Origin of the sequence: Runella defluvii, from assembly GCF_014195535.1 — a bacterium.
GTDB lineage: Bacteria > Bacteroidota > Bacteroidia > Cytophagales > Spirosomataceae > Runella > Runella defluvii.
In genome coordinates, this window is the sequence record NZ_JACIBY010000007.1 from 294,231 (window position 1) to 313,512 (window position 19,282).

14 protein-coding genes are annotated in these 19,282 nt (G+C 43.7%); 9 read left to right on the top strand and 5 right to left on the bottom strand.

Annotated features, from left to right (window positions below):
• Window positions 1-194: 194 nt before the first annotated feature.
• Both FHS57_RS18245 and FHS57_RS18250 read right to left on the bottom strand, forming a co-directional pair.
• Window positions 195-1,790 carry a SusD/RagB family nutrient-binding outer membrane lipoprotein gene (locus FHS57_RS18245; RefSeq protein ID WP_183976188.1) on the bottom strand — a complete coding sequence of 532 codons (1,596 nt, stop codon included), beginning with the start codon at window positions 1,788-1,790 and terminating at the stop codon, window positions 195-197.
• An 18-nt stretch (window positions 1,791-1,808) separates the two neighbouring features.
• Window positions 1,809-5,129, bottom strand: coding sequence for a SusC/RagA family TonB-linked outer membrane protein (locus FHS57_RS18250; protein WP_183976189.1), 3,321 nt, complete (start codon window positions 5,127-5,129; stop codon window positions 1,809-1,811).
• 353 nt (window positions 5,130-5,482) lie between these two features.
• Between FHS57_RS18250 and FHS57_RS18255 the strand changes: the two genes are divergently transcribed.
• Both FHS57_RS18255 and FHS57_RS18260 read left to right on the top strand, forming a co-directional pair.
• The gene (locus FHS57_RS18255; RefSeq protein WP_183976190.1) at window positions 5,483-6,712 is read left to right on the top strand and encodes an ROK family transcriptional regulator; all 1,230 of its coding nucleotides are present in this window, start codon (window positions 5,483-5,485) and stop codon (window positions 6,710-6,712) included.
• 20 nt (window positions 6,713-6,732) lie between these two features.
• Window positions 6,733-7,662, top strand: a complete 930-nt coding sequence (locus FHS57_RS18260) for a carbon-nitrogen hydrolase family protein (RefSeq protein ID WP_183976191.1) — start codon at window positions 6,733-6,735, stop codon at window positions 7,660-7,662.
• Between the two features lie 133 nt (window positions 7,663-7,795).
• On the opposite strand, the gene purB is transcribed toward FHS57_RS18260, so the two are convergent.
• Window positions 7,796-9,139, bottom strand: coding sequence for an adenylosuccinate lyase (purB, locus tag FHS57_RS18265; protein WP_183976254.1), 1,344 nt, complete (start codon window positions 9,137-9,139; stop codon window positions 7,796-7,798).
• A gap of 79 nt (window positions 9,140-9,218) precedes the next feature.
• Here purB and FHS57_RS18270 point away from each other — a divergent pair, with 79 nt between their 5' ends.
• On the top strand, window positions 9,219-11,315 hold the full coding sequence (locus FHS57_RS18270; protein ID WP_183976193.1) for an outer membrane protein assembly factor BamB family protein: 2,097 nt from the start codon (window positions 9,219-9,221) through the stop codon (window positions 11,313-11,315).
• Between the two features lie 72 nt (window positions 11,316-11,387).
• Window positions 11,388-12,086 carry an MIP/aquaporin family protein gene (locus tag FHS57_RS18275; protein ID WP_183976195.1) on the top strand — a complete coding sequence of 233 codons (699 nt, stop codon included), beginning with the start codon at window positions 11,388-11,390 and terminating at the stop codon, window positions 12,084-12,086.
• 129 nt (window positions 12,087-12,215) lie between these two features.
• On the opposite strand, the gene FHS57_RS18280 is transcribed toward FHS57_RS18275, so the two are convergent.
• On the bottom strand, window positions 12,216-12,881 hold the full coding sequence (locus tag FHS57_RS18280; protein ID WP_183976197.1) for a hypothetical protein: 666 nt from the start codon (window positions 12,879-12,881) through the stop codon (window positions 12,216-12,218).
• A gap of 155 nt (window positions 12,882-13,036) precedes the next feature.
• Here FHS57_RS18280 and FHS57_RS18285 point away from each other — a divergent pair, with 155 nt between their 5' ends.
• Both FHS57_RS18285 and FHS57_RS18290 read left to right on the top strand, forming a co-directional pair.
• The gene (locus FHS57_RS18285) at window positions 13,037-13,747 is read left to right on the top strand and encodes a tetratricopeptide repeat protein (protein ID WP_183976199.1); all 711 of its coding nucleotides are present in this window, start codon (window positions 13,037-13,039) and stop codon (window positions 13,745-13,747) included.
• Window positions 13,748-13,916: 169 nt separating this feature from the next.
• A complete protein-coding gene (locus tag FHS57_RS18290) occupies window positions 13,917-14,681 on the top strand; it encodes an RpnC/YadD family protein (RefSeq protein ID WP_183976201.1) in 765 nt (254 codons plus the stop codon).
• A gap of 100 nt (window positions 14,682-14,781) precedes the next feature.
• Here the strand turns inward: FHS57_RS18290 and FHS57_RS18295 are convergent, their stop codons facing one another.
• The gene (locus FHS57_RS18295; RefSeq protein ID WP_183976203.1) at window positions 14,782-15,987 is read right to left on the bottom strand and encodes an MFS transporter; all 1,206 of its coding nucleotides are present in this window, start codon (window positions 15,985-15,987) and stop codon (window positions 14,782-14,784) included.
• Between the two features lie 202 nt (window positions 15,988-16,189).
• Here FHS57_RS18295 and FHS57_RS18300 point away from each other — a divergent pair, with 202 nt between their 5' ends.
• The 3 genes from FHS57_RS18300 to FHS57_RS18310 all read left to right on the top strand — a co-directional run bounded on the left by FHS57_RS18300 (window position 16,190) and on the right by FHS57_RS18310 (window position 19,257).
• On the top strand, window positions 16,190-17,338 hold the full coding sequence (locus FHS57_RS18300) for a Gfo/Idh/MocA family protein (protein WP_183976205.1): 1,149 nt from the start codon (window positions 16,190-16,192) through the stop codon (window positions 17,336-17,338).
• Window positions 17,339-17,445: 107 nt separating this feature from the next.
• Window positions 17,446-18,030 (top strand): RNA polymerase sigma factor, encoded by a 585-nt coding sequence (locus FHS57_RS18305; protein WP_183976207.1) that lies wholly within the window; start codon window positions 17,446-17,448, stop codon window positions 18,028-18,030.
• A gap of 135 nt (window positions 18,031-18,165) precedes the next feature.
• On the top strand, window positions 18,166-19,257 hold the full coding sequence (locus tag FHS57_RS18310) for a FecR family protein (RefSeq protein ID WP_183976209.1): 1,092 nt from the start codon (window positions 18,166-18,168) through the stop codon (window positions 19,255-19,257).
• Window positions 19,258-19,282 lie beyond the last annotated feature (25 nt).

The window sequence follows — 19,282 nt, forward strand, 5'->3', positions numbered from 1 at the left end:
CTCGGAATTCTAACTACTTACCAAAGTTCAACTCTAACGTTGTATTTTTAATGTATGAATACTGCATACATGGTTAAAAGTACTATTTAACATCCCAAAAAAGTTTGGTAGTTAGGTTATCTTTTGCTGATTAGATTTACTGTAATTTAGATACCATAAGGAAAAATTACAGCAAATCTAATTGACAGATGTGCTTATTTTACATCCCAGAAAATCTTGGTGGTAAGATTATCTTGAGCTTTAACCGCCGCATAGTTGGGATTGTACGTAATTTCGTTGCTAGGGATTGTCCAACGGTATGGAGGCAATGTTTGATTGTTGGAGTTATCTGGCACAAAACTAAATTTAGGCAAATCAAGTCTTCTTACATCAGACCAGTTTTCAAATGGCTGAGTGATGTTATAGTGAAGCCACTTTTGGTCAGCAATGAGCGCCAACTTGTTAGCTGCCGTACCTGCTTTGGTCCAGTTTACGCCATCTTTTGCAATGTAGGCCGCAATTTGAGTGGCTGTTGCAGGAACTGGAATGTTTTTTTCACCTACAATATTGTTACTCAATGACAATATCTTGTTGTAAAAATTCACCGACTGGTCAATGGCCGTTTCGTAAGCTGTTTGGGCTTTGGCATCGTTGTTGGTTCGCAAGTAGTATTCTGCTTTTATCAAATTCACCTCAGCAGCATTGACCAAAACCCCAGGGAAGTAGTTGTTTCCACTGAAAGTAACGCGATTGTAAAGCGCAGCCATACCATCGCTGGCTAAGGTTGCTTGTACTGTTGCATTTGCAGTTGGATCAATTCCCAAATATTCTCCTTTTGCATTGGCGCCTGGTTGGAAAATAATCGGCAAACGAGGATCTGCGTTAGTTTTCATGTGGTCAATCATTTTCTTCCCAGCGAAATTGATATACCATGAAGCACCAGACTCAAGGGCACCTTGAAGCCCTGATGAGTTAATAGGCGTCTTTAGATCAAAAACATTCATTTGAATATTCTGTGCATTTGTTTCTACGATAGGATACGTAGTCGAGTTGCCCAAAATTTCTGCGATTTCTGAATTTGAACGCGCTTTCAAACTTTCTACGTCAGATACGCGGTTGAGCATACGAAGACGAAGTGAGTTTGTATAACGTTTCCACGCATTCACATCTCCATAGTTGACAAAGTCTTGAACAGTAAAAGCTTTTTGGTAACCAGCAGATAATGTAATTGTATTTAGCTCGGTCGCAATGCTTTTCAAATCGTCCAGCATTTTAGTATAAAGGTCTTGCGGAGAATCAAATTTTGCAAGTGATTTCGCATAATCACCGTTGTTTGCACTTAACATACCTGCTTCAGTGAAAGGGATTGGACCATGTAAGTCAATCAGCTTTTGGGTATAGTCGTATATGTAAACTGTTGCGGCGAGCATGAAAATTTTCTTCTCTTTTTGCTCATCAGCAGGGCGCTGGGCAAAAACCCGTTGTAGTTCACGGTATTGCGCAAGTGTGTTATAGTAATTAAACCATACATCTTCAACACCAGAAGAACCAGGGATGTATTGACCTTCACCGTTTACCCAACCCGTTGTTTGCACGTAGTGGTTGATAGTAGTGCGGAGCGTAACAAAGTATAAACGATACCCAGGAAGGACGTAATCTTTGTTTGATTGTAACAACCCCGTGAATTGTTTTTCAATGGTTGTTGCAGCAAGTTTTGACGGGTCTGGGTAAGCTTCAATGAATTCTGACTCTTTGCAAGACATCGCAAATAGAAGGAGTCCTGACAGCAAAATGGATGATATTTTTTTCATTATCTTGTTCATTTAAAATTAGAAACTGGCTCTTAACATTACACCTGTTGTACGGAAAGACGGGTTGTTCCCCGCGTTGTTTACGTTGTCCGTCCAACGGGTACCTGCGTTTGTTTGCTCCGCATCCAAGTCTTTGATTGTTCTGTAGAAAAAGAACAAGTTACGGCCGAATACAGACAAGGTCAGGCTTTGAGCACCAATTTTAGAGGCAATCGACGAAGGCAACGTATAGCCAAATGAAAGCTCTCTCATTTTTGCGTAGGTGTTTTCTGTTACGTACAATTCGTAACGAGCGCTGCTATACTGTGGACCTCCCCAGTTGTATGTACTGTTGTAGTAAACAGCTTGCGAAATGATGTTTGTGTTTTTCTCTCCATTAGAAAGAACGCCGTCCATCAGCATCCCATCGTGGTAAACGGTCTCTCCGTTAGGGCCTTGGTTTGCAGTTGTTGGAATTCCTTTTCCGTCTTTTACGTAGTAGCTAAGTCCACCATGCTCGGCATCCATGCTTCCCAAGCTTTGTTGGGTTAATCCTCGTGATGTCATCCAGTTGATACCTGTTGGCATGATACTTCCTCCGATGCGGAAATCAACGACAGCCTCTAGGTTGAAGTTTCTGTAGCTAAGGCTGTTGATAAAACCACCCACAATTTTAGGCATGGCATTACCTACTTTTTTCCAAGCGGGGTCAAGTTGATACAGACCACTTGGGCCTACAACATTTTTGCCATCTTTCTGAAGGATTCCGTGTGCATAAATATCACCCATAGGTTGTCCAACAACAGATTTTAACTGAGCAGCATTGCCATCATAATCAGCGTGCAAGAGTTCAGTAGAGTTATTAGCAAGTTTTTCTACTTTGTTGACGTTCTTGGCAAGGTTCAATGTCGCATCCCAGTTCAAATCAGAAGCAGATTTTCCTCTGATGATGTTTGCATTAATACCGATTTCCAATCCCTTGTTTCTAAGCGTACCAATGTTGGCAAGAATTGACCGAGCACCAGTGGTAGAAGCAATAGAAAGTGGAAGAATTTGGTCAACAATCTGTGCATTGTAATACGAAATATCCAAGCCAATACGGTTATTGAAGAATTTGGCATTAACACCAAACTCCATTTCGCGCTTTTGCTCTGGACGAATCAAGTCATTACCATAAGGGTTTGCACTTGTATTGGTATATAATACTGAGCCTCCCCCTGATTGTTGAATATTAAGTGTCCCCTGATTGTAGGCAACGTTAGCCAAATAGATACCTGGGTAGTTACCCACCACACCATAAGATGCCCGAAGTTTACCAAAGCTAATAAACGAAGGTAATTTAAACGCATCAGAGAACACAAAGCTTGCGTTGACAGAAGGATAGACAAATGTATTATTGTTTGGAGCTAAAGTAGAAGTGCGGTCTCTACGCAATGTCCCTTCCACAAATACAATGTTCTTATAATCGAAGTTTAATGTTCCTAAATACGCCTCTCTGATAGAACGATCACGTCGCTGGTCACCATTAGCGGTGTTCACAGAAGCAGATAAGTCAAAGAAGTTCTCTGTACTTAAACCACCGTTGGTACTGCGGCTCAACATCGTATTCAATTCACGTTTGGCAGTATAGCCTCCCATTACCGAAACGGTCATGTCTTCATTCAGTTTTTTTGAATAGGTCAAAAGCAAATCACCATATACACTATTGTACAAATTGTTGTTCATCCCAAAGCTTCCGCTGTATCCAAAAGCAAGTGGTACTGTGCTATAGTTTTTGTTTTCGATGCGTTCTGATGTAAGGTCAGTCGCAATACGTCCTCTTAGGTTTAAGCCGCTAACGATGTCCCAGTTTTGGGTAATGCTGGCAATAACACGGTTGCTGTATTCGTCCGATGAATTTTTACGTACGTTCCAAACGTAATCCGCAATATCCCCTTTGAAACCATTGTATCGGATATTCTCGTTGGGCGTTAAACTTTGTGTTCCTGCTCCATTGACAAACTTATAGCCAAGGCTAGTCTGATATTTGGCATTGTACCAATCCGCTGATTCAAAACGGTCCATCATCCCCGTAAAGTTGTTGATCATACGATCTACTTTGAAAGGACGGTTGTGCGTGTATTGGTTAACAAAATTCACCATCAAATCCGTTTTCAATTTCTTGTGAGGATTAAAGCTGGCGTTAAGGTTTGCAATATTTTTGCTGTTTTTAGCGCCGTAGCTAATCATTCCGTTGTCTTGACGCGTAAATGAAAAACGAACATTTGAATTGTCAGACACCTTTGAAACCGCAAGGCTTACGTTAGAGCTAGACGTGTTTTGGAATAAATCACCGTAGCTATTGTTAGAAGGAGAATAGGGTCTAATTACTCCGTCCCATGACATAACTGGTTGGCCGTCAAATTTTGGCCCGAAGTTAACTGTAGCACCAAGCAAACCACGTGTTTCTTTTGTTCCATCTCCGTTGGTATCGTAATAAATAAAACCAGCAGCATCCTGACCACCGTTGTTGTAGTTTAAAGGATAACCTGGACCTCTTACGTTTTGGTAACGAGGAAGGTATGCGATTTTGTCAACGTTGTAGCTCGCGTTAAAATCAACGCCTAAACCTTTTTTGCCTTTTCCGCTTTTTGTTGTAATCAATAAAACCCCGTTTACGGCTTCTGAACCATAGAGGGCAGCTGCGGAAGCACCTTTAAGTACGGAAATATTCTCAACGTCAGCTGGGTTGATGTCCAATAGACCATTTCCACGAATACGTTGGTCACCCCAATAGTCAGTATTTCTAGCTTCACCATTTCTGATAGGGATACCATCCAAAATGATAAGTGGCTGTGTATTACCAGCAATTGAGCTAAAACCACGAATGCTAATGCTTACCCCACTCGTAGCTCCACCTGGCGTAGCGTTGATCATTACACCTGGTGCTTTCCCATAAAGCGCTGCTGCGAAGTTAGGAGATGCTACTTTAACAAGGGCATCGTTTTTAATGGTTGCAGTGGCATAACCCAATCCACGCTGTTCTTTGCCAATCCCAAGTGCAGTTACTACTACTTCTTGGAGCTGAGACGCATCTTCTTGAAGGACAACGTCAATACTTGAGCGATTACCAACAAGGATTTCTTGGGATTTGAAACCAATATACGAAAATACAAGGGCCGTTTTGGCCGAAGCTTGAAGACTGAACTTCCCGTTGCCGTCGGTCGTCGTACCAGCATTTGTTCCTTTTACGATGATCGACACACCTGGTAGTGGCTGCCCATCAGTCTGGGATGTTACTTTCCCTGTAATCGTTTGCGCGAAAACAGAGCCGCCTATCATTGTCAGTAAGACAATCAGTGCAAGTAATTTGTGTTTCATTTGGTAATGGAGGTTAAAAATTAAAAATAAATAAGAAAGGGATTCTTGGTAAAAATTGGTTGCGAGTGTAAAAATCTCATAGTAAGAGATTTAGGGACGTAGGGCTGACCTGTCTTTGGTGTAAATAAGTAGTCGGGCTTTAATAAAAAAAAATAAAAACTAAAGTTGGTTAAAGTTGTGTGAATCTGAGATTAGGAAATTTTTTACAATGTTAACAATAATTTTATTAATTCAAATGGATGTTAATAAAAAAATATTTTTAAATGTCGGCATTAAGTAAAAAAAATTAATATTATATTTATATCCACAAAATAAACTAATTTAGCATCTCCTTTATTCTACTTATATATAGCATGTTTGAACCTACTACATCGTCAGAATTAGATACTTTACCTAAAACCTCGGTCGTTGATTATAAAAAGAACTTACACCGCCGACGTATATTAATCGAACTTTATCGTTCTGGTACATCTTCTATTGCAGAGTTGGCCCGAGTTATTCACAGCAGCGTTCCTTCCGTGACGAGCATCGTAGAGGAAATGGTGGAAGAAAAGTGGATTGTGCCCGTGGGGACTGGCGTGACGAAACAAGGCCGTAAGCCCGTTTTGTTTAGCCTAAGTACTGAGCGGTATTATGTTTTGGTATTGGACGTAAATACCCACGATACCAAAGTGCTGGTGATGAATCTCAAAAACGAGGTGGTATTTCGGAGAGACCTCGACATGAAGTTGGAAGATTCTTCTAAATTTCTGGGCGCACTGATTGAAGCTACCGAAGATGTAATCAATGAATCCAATATTCGTCACGATGATTTTATGGCGATGGGGATTTCGGTGGCAGGGTTGGTGGATGCCCGTAAGGGTTTTAACTTTACCTACCGCAGCCTTAACCAAGGCGAGCAATCGTTTGGCACATTGCTCGAAAGGCACTTTAAATTTCCTGTGTATGTCATCAACGATACCAAAGCAACTACCCTTGGCGAACACCGCTTTGGGTTGGCACAAGGTAAAGACCACGTGCTTGCCATCTATATTGATTGGGGGGTTGGACTTGGCGTGATTCTAAATGGGGAAGTTTTTCAGGGAGCTTCGGGCTTTGCGGGTGAGCTTGGACACATTCAAGTAGTACCCAATGGCGAACTTTGTCACTGCGGAAAAGTAGGTTGCCTGGATACCATCACTTCGGCGGCTTCCTTGTTGCGCCGTATCAAAAAAGGATTGAACGATGGTCGCATTTCGCGCTTGTCAGGAATGGATATTGAGAAAATCGACGCCGAAATTATCATTGATGCAGCTTGGCAGGGTGACTCCTTCGCCATTGATATTCTCCACGAGATTGGGATGGAGCTTGGAAAAGGACTGTCGATTGCCATTCATCTGTTCAATCCAGAAATCATTATCGTGGATGGGATTGTGGCCAAGGCGGGTGCGTTTATTACGAACCCCATCGAACAAGCCATCAACAAATACTGCTTGACGGACTTTAGAAGTAACCTGAACGTGGTTATTTCTCAACTTGGGCAAGAAGCCAAATGGTTGGGAACGCAAGCGTACGTGGTAGAAAAAGTGATTGAAAATAATTAGATTCACTATCGCTGAGCACGATGAATTTTAAACAAGTAAAGGTAGGGGTTGTGCAAGCAACTCCTTTTCTTTTTGATAAGGCTAAAACCGTCGAACGGGTCATTGAGTGGATAGAAAAGGCGGCCAAAGCGCAGTGTGAACTGCTGCTTTTTCCTGAGTCTTTTATTCCTTGTTATCCGCGCGGGCTCGATTTTGATTCCCGCGTTGGTCGTCGAACGGACAAAAGCCGCGCGCATTGGCTCGACTATTGGGCAAATAGCATCGAAGCTGACTCGGAAGAAGTGCAAAAAATTGGCGAAGCTGTTCGTCAAGCAGGAATGTATGTGGCGTTGGGCGTGACCGAACGCGAACCTGTCGGTGGGTCGTTGCATTGTGCTTTGTTCTACTTTAATCAAGAGGGAGTGCTGGTGGGCAAACATCGGAAATTAAAACCTACGGGGCTTGAACGGTACATTTGGGCAGAAAGCGATGGAAGTACACTCATGGCGTTTGATACCAAAGTGGGTCGAGTAGGAGGGCTGATTTGTTGGGAAAATTATATGCCCCTCGCGCGCATGTCGATGTACCAGCAGGGGGTCGAAATTTATTTGGCTCCTACGGCCGACGCCCGCGAATCGTGGCAAGCTACGATGCAACACGTGGCGTTGGAAGGACGCTGTTTTGTGTTAGCGGCCAATCAGTTTGTACGAAAGTCAGATTACCCCGAACGTTATCAAGAAGACTTAACCGAAGAACCCGACATCATGAGCGCAGGTGGAAGTGTGATTATCTCGCCTTTGGGGGAAGTTTTAGCGGGTCCACTTTGGAACGTAGAAGGACTGCTGACGGCCGAGTTAGATTTCTCGGTGCTGGCTAAAAGTAAATTGGATTTTGACGTGGTCGGGCACTATGCGCGTCCCGACGTTTTTTCGTTGGAAGTGAAAGGGCAACCTCCCATTTGTAAAATATAAAAAGGAGGGTTTGCGTGGTGCAGGTTGCCTATATCGTGAAACAGGTTGCTTACAACCTGCTTTAGTCGATGTATAGTGCAGGTTGTGAGCAACCTGCACCACGAGCGGTGAGCAACCTGCACCACAAAAAACGCTACACGCCCGTGTAACTAAAGGGCGAAATCGCGCGTAGTTCTTCTTTAATTGCTTCCGATACTTCGAGGCAATCAATAAACTCAGCAATCGTATTGGAGGTGATTTTTTCGTTTTTACGCGTAAGGGCTTTCAGTGCCTCGTAAGGTTGCGGGTAAGCCTCGCGACGTAAGATGGTTTGAATTGCTTCGGCTACTACTGCCCAGTTGTTGTCGAGGTCGGCGTAGAAAGCGGTTTCGTTCAATTCAAGTTTGCCCAAACCTCGCAACAATGCCTTCAAACCGATGATGGTATGACCAAGCGGTACGCCAAGGTTACGAAGGACAGTCGAGTCGGTTAGGTCGCGTTGGAGGCGAGAAATAGGAAGTTTGGCCGACAAATGCTCAAAAACGGCGTTGGCAATGCCTAAATTTCCTTCTGAATTTTCAAAATCAATGGGGTTGACCTTGTGTGGCATCGCCGACGAGCCTACTTCGCCTGCTTTGATTTTTTGCTTAAAATACTCCATCGAAACGTACGTCCAAACATCGCGGTTGAGGTCGATGAGAATGGTATTTAAGCGCTTAAATGTATCCATCAACGCTGCAAGCATGTCGTAATGCTCGATTTGGGTCGTCAGTTGGCTGCGCGACAATCCCAGTGTTTCGTTGACAAAATTGTTCCCAAATGCCACCCAATCAATGTCGGGATAAGCCACGTGGTGTGCGTTGAAGTTGCCTGTTGCTCCGCCAAATTTTGCGGCGTAAGGGATGGCCTGAATCATCAAGAGTTGTTTTTCCAAACGTTCGATAAACACCCCAAACTCTTTGCCCAGGCGCGTAGGCGAGGCAGGTTGTCCGTGCGTACGGGCCAGCATCGGAATGTGTTTCCATTCTTCGGCCAAAGCTTTCAGTTTGACAACAACCTCTTCAAATGTTGGCAAAATTTCGTCCGTAATGGCTTCTTTGAGCGAAAGCGGAATCGAGGTATTGTTAACGTCTTGCGACGTAAGTCCAAAGTGGATAAATTCCAAATACGAATCAAGCTGTTTGTCTTTGAGTTTTTCTTTGATGAAATACTCTACGGCTTTTACGTCGTGGTTGGTAACCGACTCGATTTCTTTGATTCGCAAAGCATCAGCTTCCGTAAAGTCAAGATACAAAGCACGTAAGTCGGCGTAAATGGTTTTGTCGAAACCTTCCAATTGAGGAAGAGGAAGTTCGCAAAGGGCGATAAAATACTCGACTTCGATGCGAATTCGGTAGCGAATAAGCCCAAATTCCGAGAAATAAGGGGCGAGTTTTTCAACTTGACGACGGTAACGTCCATCGACGGGCGAGATAGCTGTGAGGGTATTTAATTGCATAGCTTGGTTACTAAAATGCAAAGATACGCCATCCATGCCAAAGATTTGGTAGAAAACGCTCGAAAATGCTTTTGGAAGTATGAAACATCGCATTCTACTTAGTATAGCAGGAGGGCTTATGGCATTAGTGGCTTTCCGTGAAGCAAATGATTTGTCGTTGGATTGGCCCGAATACAATGGAAACGCGACCCGAAGCCATTATTCGGAGGCGAGCCAGATTTCGGCCGAAAACATCGGTCAACTTAAAGTGGCTTGGACGTATGCCTCGGGTGGGGCCGATACAGTTTTTCACCGTACCCAAATGCAGTGCAATCCCATTGTGATTGATGGGGTTTTGTACGGCGTTTCGGCCAATACCCAAGCGTTTGCCTTGGATGCTACGACGGGGAGGGAACTTTGGAAAACAAACGTGACTGAGACGGAAGGAACAACAAGCCGTGGGGTAAGTTACTGGGCAGAAGGAGGCGAAAAAACAATCTTTTTTGGGGCGGGAAAATGGCTATATGCCGTGGATGCTGTTACGGGAAAATTTCGCTCTTCGTTTGGAGAAAACGGACGAATCAACTTAAAAACGGGCATTGAACGCCCTACGGCCGACGATTACGTGGTTTCAAATACGCCCAATGCCATTTTTGAGGATAAAATTATCGTCGGCACGCGGGTGTCGGAAAGTGAATCGGCTTTGCTTGGTGATATTCGGGCCTATGACGTGCGAACAGGAAAACGCATTTGGACGTTTCGCACCATTCCTGAAGCGGGTGAAATGGGCGCTACATCTTGGCCAGCTAAAGCCCGACAACATATCGGAGGAGCGAATGCGTGGGCGGGAATGGCCTTGGACCGCCAGCGGGGGATTTTGTACGCACCCACAGGCTCGGCAGCGTTCGATTTTTATGGCGGAAATCGCAAAGGCGATAACCTTTTTGCCAATTGTTTACTGGCTTTGGACGTTCGCACTGGTAAACGGCTTTGGCATTACCAGTTGGTGCGCCATGATATTTGGGACCGCGACGTGCCTGCTCCTCCCAATTTGGTAACAGTTGTCCAAAACGGAAAAAAAATAGACGCTGTGGCGCAAATTACCAAACAAGGTTACATTTTTGTGTTTGACCGAGTGAGTGGAAAACCGCTCTTCCCTATCGAAAATCGAACGTTTGCGTTTGACGCCGTGGCGGGTGAATTTCCGTCAAAAACGCAGCCTATTCCGCTCAAACCGACCTATTTTGCCCGACAAAGTTTTACCGAAAAAGACCTGAACTCGTTCGTGGCTGACCGTGATTCGTTGGTGGCCTTGATCCGAAAAGCCCGTACGGGGAGTGCTTATATTCCTATTGGCAAAGACATGACCATTTTCTTTCCTGGTACCGACGGCGGCGGGCAATGGGGCGGTGCTGCCACCGACCCGCAGGGAGTGATGTATATTCCTTCCAAAGAAATTCCTGTTTATACATCGCTCTTATCTCGTAAGCAAGAGTCAAACGCAAAAACTACGACAGGAAAACAGTTGTATCGCCAGTATTGCTCGGCGTGCCACGGTGAAGACCGCCGAGGCAACCACGATGGCTCGTACCCTTCTTTGCTGACTGTTTCAAAACGACTTTCGGAAGATGCTGTCAAAAATTTGATTACCAAAGGCCGTGCTATGATGCCGTCGTTTGTGCATCTCTCAGCGGCAGAAAACAAAGCAATTGTCGATTTTTTGTTCCAAAAACAGCAAGATATTCAGGTGGCTAGCTCACAAAAAGGCGTTATTCCATATCAGCATACGGGTTACAACCGTTGGTACGACCGAAACGGGTATCCCATTAGTGCTCCTCCGTGGGGGACATTGACGGCTACGGATTTGAATACGGGCGACCGACTTTGGCAAGTGCCGTTGGGCGAATATCCAGAACTAACCGCCAAGGGAATTGCACCTACGGGAACGGACAACTATGGCGGGCCGCTAGTGACAGGGAGCGGATTACTTTTTATCGCCGCGACCCGCGACGAACGCTTACGGGCTTTTGACAAAAAAACGGGGAAAATACTTTGGCAAACCCAACTGCCAGCGGCGGGATATGCTTCACCGAGTACTTACGTGGCGAATGGCAAACAGTACGTGGTCATTGCTTGCGGCGGAGGAAAGTTGAAAACAAAGTCGGGCGACAAATACGTGGCCTTTGCATTGCCATAAGATAAATTTGTACTTAATTGCGAAAAAACTAATCCTAACAATCCTTTAACCTTCTAACTACTAAAAACGCTGATGACTCCTTCTCCTTTTTTAGGTGAACTTTTGGGCACGATGGTGCTTATTATTCTTGGCAACGGTGTGGTTGCCAACGTTGTTCTCAAAGATACCAAAGGCAACAATGGCGGCTGGATTGTCATTACCGCAGGTTGGGCTTTTGCCGTCACGATGGGCGTGTTTGTCTCCCAAGCTTTTGGCGGGTACGATGCGCATTTAAACCCTGCCGTTACGGTGGCTATGGCCATTGCCAAAAACGAATACAGTAAAGTGGTTAGTTATATCACGGCGCAGATGATAGGAGCCATGTTGGGTGCGATTACCGTGTGGTTGTTTCATTTACCGCATTACGCACGCACCGAAGACAAAGGAGCCAAGCGGGCTACTTTTTGTACAGAGCCTGCCATTCGTTCGACGGGGTCAAATTTCTTTAGTGAAGTCCTTGGGACAATCGTTCTTCTTGTGGGTATCAAAGGCATCGGGGCAGTGACTACGGGCTTAGGCCCTTTTGCCGTAGGTATTTTAGTGTGGGCAATTGGTCTTTCATTGGGAGGAACGACGGGCTATGCCATTAACCCTGCCCGCGACTTAGGCCCTCGCATTATTCATGCCATTATGCCCATTGCAGGCAAAGGCGATTCTGATTGGCAATATTCGTGGATTCCAGTGGCAGGCCCGATTGTAGGAGCGATGATTGCAGGTCTTCTATTGCTTTAGCAGGGGTGCTTAATGTAAGTGCCAGCCAATTTAAAACACATAGAGCACAGTAGAATAAACACATAGAAATAGCACTATGTATTGTAAAAATTCTAGGTGCACTATGTGTTTACTACTCATTTTTTAGGCTTATTTCTCAAATTTTAGCTTGAAGACCCCCGTTGTTAGTTTGATTTCGTCTTTATCATCCGTTTTTTTGTAGCCTCTTCCTTCTGGGTCAATGTCGGAGTCATAGCCCGTGGCACTGGTAAAAACTTTATCTTCCAGTTTGCTTTTCAGCCTTCCAAGACCGCCCAAAGCTGTTGCTGATGTTTTTTCTTTAAAATGCGTTCCATCAAGGACACACGAAAACTTGCCTTCCAAATAACCATTTTCGGCTTTCACTACCTCAATCTCACCGCCATTTTCTCGTTTCGACTTCCCGACATGGTACTCCATACGGGGTGAACGCGTTTCTTCCACGTATTTTACATAGGCGACACCTTTGTATTTACCTTCCGAAACGAGCGACTGCCAATATTTTTCACCGTTAAAATCTTCGTCCACGATTTTGTACAACCCTACCTCGGGGGTATCGCTGTTGCTCCAAGTGGCAAACCAAAACCGTAACGATTTGTCGGGGCTAGTGGCGTTGGCAGTAATATACCAAACATTGCCCATTCGTATTCGACGCGGAGCTGTTTTGAATTCTTTCCCGTCGATTTGAACATTCAGCGAATTATCATTGGAGAGCTGGGCAAGGGCTGAAGAAGTAGCAATAAATCCGACGATTAAGGCTAAAAATAGTGTTTTCATTGTTGTGAGAGGCGTTTATATGCGCTTGATTATCAGTGAATAACTGTACTGTAAAGAAGTAAATTTTTGGCATATAAAACAATGACATTTTACCCGAAATTGGTATCACGGTGTTTCACCTGTATCTTTGGCGGCGTAAAATCAACCAAAAATCAATGAAATACCTCATCACCATAACATTAGGAGTGCTTGTCGTTCTTTTTCAGGCCTGTAGTTTCTCGTCAGAAGGTATGCTAGAAAAAGGAAAAGAGTTAATGAAAGAAGGCAAATTTAGCGAAGCATTGCCCTTTCTCAATAAAGCCATCGAACGCGATAATGGAAATTTTGAAGCCCTCAACGCGCGTGGGGTGGTCTATTACGAATTGAAAGAATTCCAAAACGCATTGCTGGATTATGAGCAAGCCCTCAAAGTGAAGCCTGATTATTATCGTCCTTACTACAACCGTGCGATGCTAAAAGTAGCCCAAAACGATACCGAAGGCGCTTTAAAAGACTACGCAGAAGCCATTCGATTGGAAGATAAAAATGCCGAGCTGTTTGTGAATCGGGGGCAACTTTTGGCGGCAATGGGGCAAATGGACGGAGCACTCAACGATTTTGATAAAGCAATTGGGCTGGATTCAAAAAATGCCTTGGCGTATTACAACAAAGGAAATATTATATTTCAAAAAGGCGATTTTAAAGGAGCAGTTATTCAGTTTGAAAACGCTGTAAAAAGTGATGCAAAGTTTGGCAAGGCTTTCCACGCGTTGGGCGTAGCCCAATTGATGGAGCAGCAAAAAGAAGCAGGTTGTCTTAACCTCAAACAAGCCGATAAACTTGGTTATCCTGCCGCGAAAGAAGCACTGGAACAGAATTGTAAATAATGGCAGATTGGACTTGGAGTATGGCAAAAGGATGGAATTTATCTAAGTATTTTCTGTAACTTTACCCCATGGAGATAAAAAAAACGCCAATCAAGTGGGCGGCAATCCGCCCAATACGATAAGATATTAAAAGAGAATATCGAAGCTGTAATTTTAAGTATCATGCAAAATGTACCGCTCGGGCGGCCCCGTTGAAATTACAGCTGTTTTTATAGAAGAATTACCTGACGACATACAGCACACCAAAGAGCGGAAGCCTGATGTACTCAAAAAGGTAACTGATGCTAAAGGGGATACTTTTGTAGTTCAGATAGAGTTTCAAGTTAAAGATGAGCCTGAAATGGTTTATCGTATGGCAGAATATTTTATCATGCTTGAAAGAAAATACAAGTTGCCAATAAGGCAGTTTGTTATATTTCTTGGCGCTGACCATCCAACTATGGTAACCCAGCTTAATAGGGAAATGCTAAAGTTTAAATTTCCGCTGGTCTCACTTTCGACGTTGGACTACCATATTTTTCTTAAATCGGATAAGCCTGAAGAAGTTATTTTGGCTATTTTAGCAAATTTTCAGAGTGAAAATCCTGAAAATGCTTTAAAACAGATATTGGTGCGTGTCAAAGAAACTAGCAATGGAGAATTTTCGTTAAATAGGTACTTCAATCAGTTGCGTGTATTAGCTCAACTTCGTAATTTAGAATTAAATTTAAAAAACGCTATGGATAGTATCGCAGAATATATTAAAGAAGAAAGAGACGTTCTATTTTTGAGAGGTCTTGATAAAGGAGAAGCAAATGCTAGGGAGAAAGAGTTAACGAAGTTTGTCACTAATTTGCTCCAGAAGTTAAATTTACCTTTTGAGCAAATTGCAGACATTACAGGTACTACTGTGGATTTTGTTAAATCTGTACATAAAAAACTTAGTGACAAGTAGATTTTATATGAAACAAGAATCTACAAATAAAGCCTCGCCGAATCATTCGGCGAGGCTTTATTTGTAACATTCGGCTAAGAATTAACTGACAACAATATCATTACGCTTTTTTAAGGTTCTTTGTCCAGAAGTACAAACCGATAAAGGCAACGATAAGAATGGCAGGGAAAGCTACCATCGTGCTCAGTGTCGCTTGTCCAGCAGCCAATTCAAGCGCATCGCCTTGGAAACCTTGAGCGGCTGCCTCTGTTTTAGCGCCATCAATCCAGTTACCAATAATTGGCTGGAAAATAGAGCTTGAGAACATCCCAACCCCACCAATTACCGACATTCCAAGGGCGCCACTCGCAGGGATTTTTTCAGCCACAAATCCAACCATGTTTGGCCAAAAATAAGCGATACCGCAGGCATATACAAAAGCCGCAGCGTAGGCAGTTCCACCCGTTACTTTGCTCAATAAGAACAAACCAATGGTTGCCAAAACGGCCGAAACAAGAAGAACCCCCGTTTGGCTGATTTTGTGAATTACGGGTCCTGCAAAGAAACGAGCCACGGCCATAGTACCTGTCGTAATCGCAAGAAGTAACATTGGGTCAGCACCTGATTTACTCAAAATCAAACCTACCCACTGCTGAGGGCCGAATTCTGAAATCGCTGTCAAGGCCATACAAGCAAACATGAATATAAACAACGGTGAAAGCATGGCTTTGATGTTTTCGCCCACCGATGCAGCCACTTCGTTTTTTGGTTTTGGAAACTCTTGTCCCCAGAAAAGATAAGCATAAATAATAGCTGGAAGAAGAATAATCCAAATTTGTGCTTCCCAACCAGTGTTGGCTTCAGTCATAAATTTAGAAATCAACGAACCAATCACAATTCCACCTGGAAACCACATGTGGAATTTGTTCAACATGGCATTCATTTTATTGCCATCGTACGCGTCGGCAATCATCGGGTTACAAGCGGCTTCTGTACAGCCGTTGCCCAAACCGATAAGAAGGGTTGAAATCAACAAGGTCATGTAGTTTCCACCCGAAAAGATTGTTAATAAAATACCGATAGTGTGTGCCAAAAATGCAAACTGCATGATTTTTTTGCCACCTACTGAGTTGTAAATTAAACCTCCAACAATCATGGAGATGGGGAAACCTAAGAACCACATGGAGTTGATAGTTCCTAATTGCTCGCCTGTGAAGCCGTACTGTTTGGCTAGTTGGTCTAGGATACCTGCACGGATACTGAACGAGAACGCAGTGGTAATCAGCGCAAAGCAACTACCGTAAAACAATCTGTCTTTGTTAATCATTGTTTGAAAGGTTTGGTTGAAGGGTATGAAACATATTACTTCCAGTGGACTAAAGTAGGCGTACGATTTTTTTTACCCAATTTTCGTGAGAAAAAGGCTTTTTTTTACTTTGTGAATGTAAAAGTACTTCGCTCGTGAATGGCGAAAATGATAGAATCAAACTAACCTTGTAACTAAAACACCAAATTTAAAAATTAAAAATATGGCTCGAAAAATTAGAATGGGCATGGTTGGTGGAGGCCGTGGGGCTTTCATTGGAGGGGTACACCGAATTGCGGCTGCTATCGACGGTGAGATTGACCTAGTATGCGGTGCGTTTAGCTCAACGCCCGAAAAGTCGAAAGCGTCGGGTGAAGACCTTATGCTTGATCCGTCGCGTTGTTATGGCGATTTCAAAGAAATGATTCAAAAAGAAAAACGCCGTAAAGACCGCATGGACGTGGTGTCGATTGTGACGCCTAACCACATGCACTTTGCTCCAGCTAAAATGGCGCTCGAAAACGGTTTCCACGTGATTTGTGATAAGCCCGTGACGTTTTCGTTGAGTGAGGCTAGAAAATTGCAAGAAATTGTTGAAAAAACGGGCTTGACCTTTGCCTTAACCCATAACTATACGGGCTATCCGATGGTGAAAGAAGCGCGTCAACGTATCAAAAACGGAGCCATCGGCGTGATTCGTAAAGTGGTGGTTGAATACCCGCAAGGCTGGTTGTCGTTTCCTGTCGAAAAAGATGGGTCGAAACAAGCTGAATGGCGTACCGATCCAAAACGCTCAGGGATTGCAGGTGCGGTGGGTGACATCGGAACGCACGCAGAAAACCTTGCCGAATACATCACAGGCTTGAAAATAACGGAACTGTGTGCCGACGTGAGTCGCGTGGTAGAAGGGCGTGTGTTGGATGATGATGCCAACGTTTTGCTTCGTTTTGACAACGGCGCAAGAGGAATTTTGCATTGTAGCCAAATTTGTAATGGCGATTGGAACGGCCTGAATATTCGCATTTACGGGGAGTTGGGAAGTTTGCACTGGCACCAAGAAACACCTCAATATTTACACCACAAAAGCACGGATGGCTACCAGATTTATCAGCCATCGGTGGGGCAATTGTCGGATTCAGCCAATGCCCACTCACGCATTCCGTTTGGTCACCCAGAAGGGTATTTGGAGGCTTTTGCCAACGTCTATCGCAATTTTGCCCGTACGGTACGTAAGCGTATGAATGGCGAAGAACCAAATGAATTTGATTTAGATTTCCCAACCATTGAAGACGGTATCCGTGGAATGCAATTTGTCGAAACGGTCATCGCTTCGGGAAAAAGCAATAGCAAATGGGTGAAGTTTAAAGGATAAAATTGCTTAAATAACATCCTGTATATAGTTGTTGTACAGGATGTTATTTGAAAAATCAACCATCATTAGTTACCTCTTAAATCAAAAAAACATGATTCGCTATTTGAATGAAATTGACGCAAGTACATCTTGATGAGCGAGAGCTGTGGGATCGCCTGAAATCGGGAGATACAAATGCGTTTGGACAAATTTCGACGCATTATTATCGGATATTGTTTGACTATGGACGTAAATTCACCAAAGACCGTGAACTTATAAAAGATGTCATTCAAGATGCGCTGTTGGTGTTGTGGCAAAAAAGAGCCCACATCAATCCCGACGAAAATGCCAAATTATACTTACTCAAAATCATTCGGAATAGTTTATTCAAAGAACTTCAAAAACAGCACCTGCGGGTAGCCGACGGCCAGTTTGATGAACTGGAGTTTATGGAGCCCGAAGAATCGTTTATCATTTCGGCAGAATCATCGCAGCAGATGAATGCCAAGCTGCAATTACACCTTAAAAATCTTCCCAAGCGGCAGCAAGAAGTATTGTTCTTGAAATTTTACCAAGACCTCAGCAATGACCAAATCGCGGAGGTAATGAATATTCATCGTCAATCGGTCGCCAATTTGCTCCATAATGGCCTTCGCCTGCTCAAAAACCGCTTTTTTCTTACAACCCTCTATTTCATTTTGGCCAGGTGTTGACAATTTGTTAACACGCCAAATTTCCCCCGCCTGAGAAATACCTTTTTTTTGCATAATAAATTTTGACTTTCATGAGTATAGACCGCCAAAGTCTGGATATACCTTATAAAAGCAGTAATAAGTACTATTTTTTCTATGATAGATTATAGTAAATTCGAGGTAGAAGATTTTATAACCGACGAATCCTTTGGCGAGTGGGTCAAGGGGGAGTCGGACAAGCATACGGCATTTTGGGAGTTTTGGCTGGAAGCTCACTCTGAAAAAAAAGAAATTGTGAAGCAAGCAAGGCAGTTGTTGGAAGCCCTTAAAAACCAACCGACGGCCATCAACGACGACGAAATTTCTATTGAAGTCGCCAAAGTAGTAAGCCAAGTAGAGGAAGAACAACCTCGTTTATTTTTTCCTTGGTGGGGAAAGGTGGCAGCAGCAGCAGTGGTGGCGTTGGGAATAGGAATATGGTTTTGGTCCACGTTTGTCCCCAATACACCAGCAATGGTAGCGACTTTGCCACTGAACAGTACCACCACAAAGAATGCAAAAGTAGAAGTAATCAATAACACCAATTCCGATTATACGGCGTCTTTGCCAGATGGCAGTACTGTGGTGCTAAAAAAAGGGAGTAAAGTGAGTTTTATTGAAAAATTTGTGGGCGACAAGCGCGAAGTATTTTTGACGGGGGAGGGTTTCTTTAACGTGGTTCGCAATCCCGCCCAACCTTTTTATGTGTATGCCAATGGCCTAGTGACGCGGGTATTGGGAACAAGCTTTACGGTACGGGCTTACGCCAAAGACAAAGAAGTAATAGTGGCAGTAAAAACGGGCAAGGTGATGGTGTATTCGCTCTCAGAATTGAAGAAATCGGAGCAAAATGCCAATTACCAAGTGCAGAGTTTGTATTTAACCCCCAACCAGCAAGCCACTTTTGAGCGAGAAATGGAGAAGTTTAACAAGGCATTGGTGGATAAACCCACGATTCTTACAAAACCTGTAGAAACACCCAATTTTACCTTTGAAAATACCCCGATTGCTGAAGTATTCCAACGCCTCAAAACGGCCTATGGCGTCGATATTGTGTATGATGCAGAAGTGATGAAAAACTGCTCCGTTACGGCACCTTTGGGAGATGAATCACTTTTTACGAAGCTGACCATCATCTGCAAAACCATAGGGGCGCGTTACGAAATCGTCGAAACCGAAATTGTGGTTTCGGGCCGTGGGTGTCCCTAAATTGTGAACATTAATGCTATTCCTC